Genomic DNA, 6,154 nt, shown 5'->3' with positions numbered 1-6,154 from the left:
CCGCACGCTCTCGGGTTACCGCGCCGGCCTGCTCGGGTCCATCGCGGCCTCGTGTACCGCCGCCCACACCGTCGCGCTGGGAGCTGCCCTGTGACCTCACCCGGACCACGCTCGACCACCTCGCCGACCCGGCCCGGCACCGCCGCCGACGCCGCGCTGTTCGACGCGGTCGCCGTCGAGCACGGGGCCATCTACGGCTACGGGCTGGTGTCGGCCCACTCGACCGTCGAGGAGAACGCCCTGGTGGCCACCGCGATGGCCGAGCACCGCGCGCGTCGCGAAGACGCCATGGCCCTGCTCGACGCCCGCTCGGTCACCCCACCGTTACCGGCGGCCGGCTACCAGTTGCCCGGGCCGGTGACGGATCCGACCGACGCCGCCAATCTCGCCATCCGCATGGAGGAGGACACCGCGGTGGCCTGGCGCGCGGTGCTCGAACAGGCCACCAGCGACGAGGACCGTGCCTTCGCGGTGACCGCACTGACCCAGTCGGCCGTCACCGCCGCCAAGTGGCGCGCCATCACCGACACCTGGCCCGTGACGGTCGCCTTCCCCGGCGGCGGCGAATAGGTCCGGCGTCCGCTCCGGATCGCTGTCGTTGCACCCGGTAATTGATCCCGCGGTGCCCATTGCACCGGTCGCTCGCCGCGAGAAAGGTAGAGGCCGGACCGGTGGCGCCACCGGGGCGCTGCCCCGAACAAAGGGGGTGGATCGTGTACGCACGCTCTACCACTGTCCAGGCGCAACCCGAGGCGATCGACGCCGGTATTGCGCATGTTCGCGACGAGGTCATGCCCGCGATACGGGAGATCGACGGCTGCGTCGGCATCTCGTTGTTGGTCGATCGTGAATCCTGCCGATGCATCGCCACCACCGCGTGGGAGACCGAGGACGCGATGCACGCGAGCGCCGAGCGAGCCGCACAGCTACGGGCCCGCGCGGCCGAGGCGTTCGGGGGTACCGCCACCGTCGAAGAGTGGGAGATCGCGGTCTTGCACCGCGACCATCGCACCCACGAGGGTGTCTGCGTCCGCGCGACATGGGCAAAGCTGGAGCCGGGCCAGATCGACGGAGGCATCGAGCACTACAAGGCGGCCGTGCTGCCCGCGCTGGAGGACCTCGACGGGTTCTGCAGCGCCAGCCTGATGATCGACCGCGCATCGGGGCGAGGCGTGTCGTGTGCGTCGTTCGACAGCCGCGAAGCGATGGAACGGAGCAGGGACCGGGCCAATGCGCTGAAGGCTTCGGCGATCCGCGACATCGGCGCCGAGGAGACGGACGAATGCGAATTCGAGTTGGCCCTCGCCCATCTTCGGGTGCCCGAGTCGGCGTGAGCCGGAGCTTCGGCCCAAGCCCTCAGGCCGTCACGGTCAGCCGGCCGCGCTGATCGCTGCCGAGATCTCCGTCGCCGCGTCGGCGACGGCGATCTCGCGGTTCTCACCGGTGAACCGGTTGCGCAGTTCCACCACGCCATCGGCGAAACCGCGGCCGACCACCACGATCCACGGCATGCCCAGCAGTTCGGCGTCCTTGAACTTCACGCCGGGCGAGGCCTTGCGATCGTCGAACAGCACCTCGTGGCCGAGCCGGTCCAGCGCGGCGGCGAGTTCGGCGCCTCCGGTGCGTGCGGCGTCGTCCTTGTTCGCCACGACCACGTGCACGTCAAAAGGCGCGACCGACGACGGCCAGCGCAGGCCGAGCTCATCGTGCTGCTGTTCGGCGATCACCGCGACCATGCGAGACACCCCGATGCCGTAGGACCCCATCGTCAACCGCACCGGCTTGCCGTCCTCGCCGAGCACGTCGGCGGTGAAGGCATCGGCGTACTTGCGGCCCAGCTGGAAGATGTGGCCGATCTCGATGCCCCGCGCCGAGGTCAGCACACCGGCGCCGTCGGGAGACGGATCGCCGTCGCGGACATCGGCGGCCTCGATCGTGCCGTCGGGGGTGAAGTCACGGCCCGCGACCAGGCCGACCACGTGCTTGTTGGGGGCGTCGGCACCGGTGATCCAGGCCGTACCGTCCACCACCCGCGGATCGACGAGATAGCGAACCCCGTTGTCCAACAACGCCTTCGGCCCGACATAACCCTTGACCAGGAACGGGTTCTTGGCGAAGTCGGCGTCGTCGAGCAGCGCGAACTCGGCGGGCTCAAGTGCCGCGCCGAGACGCTTCTCGTCTACCTCGCGGTCGCCGGGCACGCCGACGGCCAGCAGCTCCCACTCGCCGCCCGGCTCACGGACCTTGAGCAGAACGTTCTTGAGGGTGTCGGCGGCAGTCACCTCTCGGCCCGAGAATTGTTCCAGCTCAGCCGAATTGGCCCAGTCGACCAAGGTGGCAATGGTCGGGGTGTCCGGGGTGTCGTGCACCTGCGCGGCGGGCTGGCCCTCGATCGGCAGCGGCGCGGGGGCGCGGGTGATCACGGCTTCGACGTTGGCGGCGTAGCCGGATTCCAGGCAGCGCACGAACGTGTCCTCACCGACCTCGCTCTCGGCCAGGAACTCCTCGGAGGCACTGCCGCCCATCGCGCCCGAGACCGCCGACACGATCACGTAGCGCACACCGAGGCGGCCGAAGATCTTCTGGTACGCCTCGCGGTGCGCGTGGTAGGCGTTCTTCAGGCCGTCCTCGTCGACGTCGAACGAGTACGAATCCTTCATCACGAACTCGCGACCACGCAGGATTCCCGCGCGCGGACGTGCCTCGTCGCGGTACTTGGTCTGGACCTGGTAAAGGATCACCGGGAAGTCCTTGTAGGACGAGTACTCCCCCTTGACCGTCAGGGTGAAGATCTCCTCGTGCGTCGGCCCGAGCAGGTAGTCGTTGCCCCGCCGGTCCTGCAAGCGGAACAGGGTGTCGCCGTACTCGGTCCACCGGTTGGTGGTCTCGTACGGTGCCCGCGGCAGCAGCGCGGGCAACAGGATCTCCTGGCCGCCGATCGCGTCCATCTCTTCCCGCACGATCTTCTCGATCCGGCGCAGCACCCGCAGGCCCAGCGGAAGCCAGCTGTAGATACCGGGGCCGACCGGACGGACATAGCCGGCGCGGATCAGTAGCTTGTGGCTGGGCACCTCGGCATCAGCGGGGTCGTCGCGCAGGGTTCGCAGGAACAGCTCGGACATACGGGTGATCACAGGCGACAACCCTAGAGCGTGTCGTCAGTCACGGCCCTGCCAGGTACAGATGCAGGCCTCGTTGCCCTCGGCGTCGGCCAGTACCCAGAAGCGCGGCGCCACGCGGTCACTGACCAACCGGCCGCCGGCGGCCAGCGCCGCCTCGACGCGGGCCTGCGCCGCGTCGTGTGGGACGTCGATGTCGAGGTGGATCCGATTCCGCTGTGGTCGCGGCGCATCCATCTGCTGAAACCAGATCGCGGGACCGCGGCCGAACGGATCGGCCAGGCCGGCATTGAGATCGGGGTTGCCCGGCTCGTCGACGTAGCCGGTGACGGCCTTCCAGAATGGGCGCACGGCGTCGATGTCGAGGGCGTCGATCGCGATCTCGACCGCCTGGATCGCGCCGGGCCCGGCGTTCAGCTCGAAACCACGCTCGGCCAAGGTCTGCGATATCTCCCTGGCCAGCTCCAGGTCCCGCCCGGTCACCGTGCCCGCGTCGCGCGAGCACAGCCGCAGCACCGCCCGGTCACTGCGGATGTCGATCGAAAGGTGCTGTGCCGCATCGGCACCGGCGGCCCGCACGGCATGGCCCGCGGCTGCCGCCGCGTCGGCCATCGACGGCACCAGGACCTCGGTGCACACCGCTCCCAGCACCAGGCGCCAGCCCAGCGGGTTGATGGCCTCGGAGATCTGTCCTCGGTTCATCGTGGTGCACCTACCGCCGCGAGATCAGTCGACCTCGATCTCCCCGGCATCGATCGCGTCCTTGACTTCCTGGGCGTGCGCCACCTGTTCGGAGGTGTAGCCGATGAACAACGCCGCGCCGCCGACCAGGACCGCGACCGCGGCCACCCACAGCAGCCCGTACGTGTAGCCGGCGTCGAGCGCCGCCAGCTGCGGGCCGTTCATGTCCTTGACCGGGCCGGTGATGCCGCCCAGGTACAGGGTGCGTGAGGTGATGACGGCCTGGATGATGGCCAATACCAGCGGACCACCGAGGTTCTGCAGCATCAGCGCGATGGCCGAGGCCGGGCCGATGCGGTCGAAGCCGACGCCGGCGATGGCCGCCAGGGTCAGCGGCACCACGATCATGCCGATGCCGATGCCGCCGATCGTGATGGGAACCACCAGGTTCGGGAAGTACGGGATACCGGCGTGCAGGGTCGAGCCGTACAGCATCGCGCCGAGGACCAGGATGCCGCCGCCGATGACCACGAGCCGCGGCTGGAAGAACCGCACGATCTGCGAGGAGGCGCCGAGGCCGATACCCATACCGATCACGAACGGGATGAAGCCGATGCCGGCGTGCAGCGCGCTGTATCCGAGGATGTCCTGCACGTAGAGGCCGATCAGCACGGTCAGGGTGAACAGCACACCGCCGGCCAGGAAGATCGCCGCGAACGTGGCCACCCGGTTGCGCTCGTGGAACAGGTCGAACGGCACCACCGGGTTCTCGGCGCTGCGTTCGGCGATCAGGAAGGCGATACCGAAGACCGCGGCCGCCGCCCCGGAGCCCAGCGTGATCGGCGCCAGCCAGCCGCTTTCGGGCCCCTGGGTGAAGGCGAACACCGCCGCGGTGCACGCCAGGGTCGCCAGCAGCGCGCCTGCCGCGTCGAGCTTCATCCGCTCGCGGTTGGTCTCGCGCAGCGCGGTGCGGGCGAGGTAGAGCATCACCAGGCCGATCGGCACGTTGACCAGGAAGGCCCACCGCCACGACACCTCGGTCAGCGCGCCACCGACCACCAGACCCATGACCGAGCCGATGGCGGTCATCGCACCGAACACCGCGGTGGCGGCGTTACGGGCCGGCCCCTTCGGGAAGGTGGTGGCGACCAGCGCGAGACCGGTGGGCGATGCGATGGCCGCGCCGACACCCTGCAGCAGGCGGGCGATCACCAGGGTGGCTTCGTTCCAGGCGATGCCGCACAGGATCGAGGCGATGGTGAACAACGCGACGCCGACGATGAAGGTGCGCTTGCGGCCGATGGTGTCGCCCAACCGTCCGCCCAGCAGCATCAAGCCGCCGAAGGTCAGAACGTAGGCGGTGATGACCCAGCTACGCCCGGCGTCGGAAAGGCTGAGCTCGTCCTGGATCTTGGGCAGCGCGACGATCGCGACCGTGCTGTCCATGGTGGCCAGCAGCTGCATGCCGCCGATCGCGATCACCGCGGAGAGGAAGCCCCAGGACGGGAACCAGGACGGGAGGCGGGCCGCCAGGCCCTGGCGCTCGGCGTCGTTGAGTGCCGTCATACCGGGTCACCTTACCGGAATCTTAAGAATCCTTTAACCGGCGAAGGCCGCCACGGGCCCGATCACGATGATCGCCGGAGGTCGAATGCCTTCCTCACGGATCCGGTCGGGCGCGTCGCCGAGGGTGGCCCGCAGGGTGCGCTGCGCGACGGTGGTGCCGTGCTGCACCACCAGGACCGGGGTATCCGCAGGTCGGCCGCCGTCCAGCAACGCCTTGGTGAACAGCTCGATCCGCTCGACGGCCATCAGCAGCACGATCGTGCCGCTCATCGCCGCCAGCGCATCCCAATTCACTAACGATTCGGGGTGCCCGGGCGCAACGTGGCCGCTGACCACCACGAACTCGTGCGTCATGCCGCGGTGGGTGACCGGCACCCCGGCCAGCGCGGGCACCGATATGGCACTGGTCACACCGGGGACGACGGTGACCGGGATCCCGGCCTCGGTGCAGGCCAGCACCTCTTCGTACCCGCGCGCGAAGACGAACGGATCGCCGCCTTTGAGGCGAACCACGAACTTGCCTGCGCGGGCCCGGTCGACCAACAGCTCGTTGATCGCTTCCTGCGCCATCGCCCGGCCGTACGGGATCTTGGCCGCGTCGATCACCTCGACATGGGGTCCGAGTTCTGCGAGCAACTCCTGAGGAGCGAGCCGGTCGGCGACCACGACGTCGGCGCGGGCCAGCAGTCGCCGTCCGCGCACGGTGATCAGCTCGGGATCGCCCGGGCCGCCACCGACCAGCGCCACGCCTCTGGGCGCCTCCCCCGGCTCCTCGCCGGCATCGGCGG

The 6,154-nt window shown here is 69.5% G+C and carries 6 protein-coding genes and 1 pseudogene; 3 read left to right on the top strand and 4 right to left on the bottom strand.

Annotated elements, in window-relative coordinates:
* The 3 genes and pseudogenes from BN4332_RS35320 to BN4332_RS01230 form a co-directional block, all read left to right on the top strand.
* Positions 1 to 94 (top strand): annotated as a pseudogene (locus tag BN4332_RS35320) (hypothetical protein); the annotation flags it as partial.
* Positions 91 to 570 carry a ferritin-like domain-containing protein gene (locus BN4332_RS01235; RefSeq protein WP_066896503.1) on the top strand — a complete coding sequence of 160 codons (480 nt, stop codon included), beginning with the start codon at positions 91 to 93 and terminating at the stop codon, positions 568 to 570. The pseudogene BN4332_RS35320 and the gene BN4332_RS01235, both read left to right, overlap by 4 nt.
* A gap of 143 nt (positions 571 to 713) precedes the next feature.
* Positions 714 to 1,334 carry an antibiotic biosynthesis monooxygenase gene (locus BN4332_RS01230; protein ID WP_066896500.1) on the top strand — a complete coding sequence of 207 codons (621 nt, stop codon included), beginning with the start codon at positions 714 to 716 and terminating at the stop codon, positions 1,332 to 1,334.
* A gap of 36 nt (positions 1,335 to 1,370) precedes the next feature.
* Here BN4332_RS01230 and BN4332_RS01225 read toward each other — a convergent pair whose 3' ends face one another.
* The 4 genes from BN4332_RS01225 to cobA form a co-directional block, all read right to left on the bottom strand.
* Positions 1,371 to 3,134, bottom strand: coding sequence for a proline--tRNA ligase (locus tag BN4332_RS01225; RefSeq protein ID WP_066896497.1), 1,764 nt, complete (start codon positions 3,132 to 3,134; stop codon positions 1,371 to 1,373).
* 24 nt (positions 3,135 to 3,158) lie between these two features.
* The gene (locus BN4332_RS01220) at positions 3,159 to 3,821 is read right to left on the bottom strand and encodes a 4a-hydroxytetrahydrobiopterin dehydratase family protein (RefSeq protein ID WP_066896494.1); all 663 of its coding nucleotides are present in this window, start codon (positions 3,819 to 3,821) and stop codon (positions 3,159 to 3,161) included.
* A 24-nt stretch (positions 3,822 to 3,845) separates the two neighbouring features.
* Positions 3,846 to 5,366 carry an MFS transporter gene (locus tag BN4332_RS01215; RefSeq protein ID WP_066896491.1) on the bottom strand — a complete coding sequence of 507 codons (1,521 nt, stop codon included), beginning with the start codon at positions 5,364 to 5,366 and terminating at the stop codon, positions 3,846 to 3,848.
* A gap of 33 nt (positions 5,367 to 5,399) precedes the next feature.
* Positions 5,400 to 6,154: uroporphyrinogen-III C-methyltransferase (gene cobA, locus BN4332_RS01210; protein WP_074132934.1), on the bottom strand; the 755-nt coding region annotated here is incomplete at its 5' end.

This window comes from Mycolicibacterium houstonense, from assembly GCF_900078665.2.
GTDB lineage: Bacteria > Actinomycetota > Actinomycetes > Mycobacteriales > Mycobacteriaceae > Mycobacterium > Mycobacterium houstonense.
This window is presented reverse-complemented; position numbering and strand designations above follow the sequence as displayed.

Coding starts and splice junctions, on each gene's coding strand:
- BN4332_RS01220 (WP_066896494.1), bottom strand. CDS start 3,821: ATGAACCGAGGACAGATCTCCGAGGCCATCAACCCGCTGGGCTGGCGC.
- BN4332_RS01215 (WP_066896491.1), bottom strand. CDS start 5,366: ATGACGGCACTCAACGACGCCGAGCGCCAGGGCCTGGCGGCCCGCCTC.